1 protein-coding gene is annotated in these 1,096 nt (G+C 57.2%); it reads left to right on the top strand.

Annotated features, from left to right (window positions below; translation table 11 throughout):
• The first annotated feature begins 393 nt into the window (after positions 1–393).
• The gene (gene bluB, locus AAFX91_RS41870) at positions 394–1,026 is read left to right on the top strand and encodes a 5,6-dimethylbenzimidazole synthase (RefSeq protein WP_394570371.1); all 633 of its coding nucleotides are present in this window, start codon (positions 394–396) and stop codon (positions 1,024–1,026) included.
• Positions 1,027–1,096 lie beyond the last annotated feature (70 nt).

Below are 1,096 nucleotides of genomic sequence, written 5' to 3'. Positions count from 1 at the left end.
GACACCGATCCGATTCGGTATCGCCGCCCCAATCCTGACGGTCAGTTCTCCGGTAACATCCTTGGTGAGGCAATGCGTTGATCTCTCAGTGCACACGTCGTGCACACGCAGGGCTCTAACCGATTGAGATTCTTGAAACTCTCGCTCCATTCCATCATGGGCGCCACAGAAAAGAGATAGTCTTGCGATTTCAATGATTTACCCTACGCTCTCAACAGGATGAAACACGAACGTATGCACTCCAAGCTAGCCGAAATTGCCCACGTTTGTACCCGTTTTTGACCTGTCGGAACGCTACAAATTGGGGGACAGATTGGGCGCGTTTGAACAGATCGGCGAAATCGCCGTGCTGCTGATCCCGCATCACTATTCGATTCAGAACCGTGAGCCCTGATGGTTTCCTTCGACGAATCCTTTCGCCGGCAATTGCGCGAGCTGTTCGTGTGGCGCCGCGACGTCCGGCGGTTTCGTCCTGACCCACTCCCGAGCGATGCCATCGAGCGGCTCATCGAGATTGCCTGCCTTTCCCCTTCGGTCGGCCTGAGCCAGCCTTGGCGGTTCGTCATTGTCGAGGACGAGACGAGACGCCGGGCCGTGATCGAAAACTTCAAGACCTGCAATGCTGATGCCTTGCAGTCCTATTCGGGCGAACGCGCAGCCCGATATGCGGCCCTCAAGCTCTCAGGCCTCGAAGAGGCGCCGGGACACCTGGCCGTGTTCGCGGAAACCGCAGGCGACGTGGGTCATGGCCTCGGGCGGGCAACCATGCCGGAAACGGCCGAATATTCCGTCGTCGCGGCGGTCTGCTCGATGTGGCTCGCCGCGCGTGCAGAGGGCATCGGGGTTGGCTGGGTATCGATCCTGAACCCAGCCAGCATCCACGAGATTCTTGAAGTACCGGACTCCTGGAAATTCATTGGCTACTTGTGCGTCGGGTACCCCGAGGCAGAGTTCGATCGACCAGAACTTGAGCAGGCCAATTGGGAATATCGGCGAGCATCGAAGGACTTTGCGATTCGACGCTAGGCCGTGTGGACTCTTGGGATTCTCAAATCAGATTGAACGTGATTCAAGGCTTTCTTTTAGGAGGAAGCCT

The organism is Bradyrhizobium sp. 31Argb, assembly GCF_043638955.1.
Lineage (GTDB): Bacteria > Pseudomonadota > Alphaproteobacteria > Rhizobiales > Xanthobacteraceae > Bradyrhizobium.
The sequence above is the reverse complement of the archived record's forward strand: the minus strand, read 5'-3'. Positions and strand labels throughout refer to the sequence as shown.

Coding starts and splice junctions, on each gene's coding strand:
- bluB (WP_394570371.1), top strand. CDS start 394: ATGGTTTCCTTCGACGAATCCTTTCGCCGGCAATTGCGCGAGCTGTTC.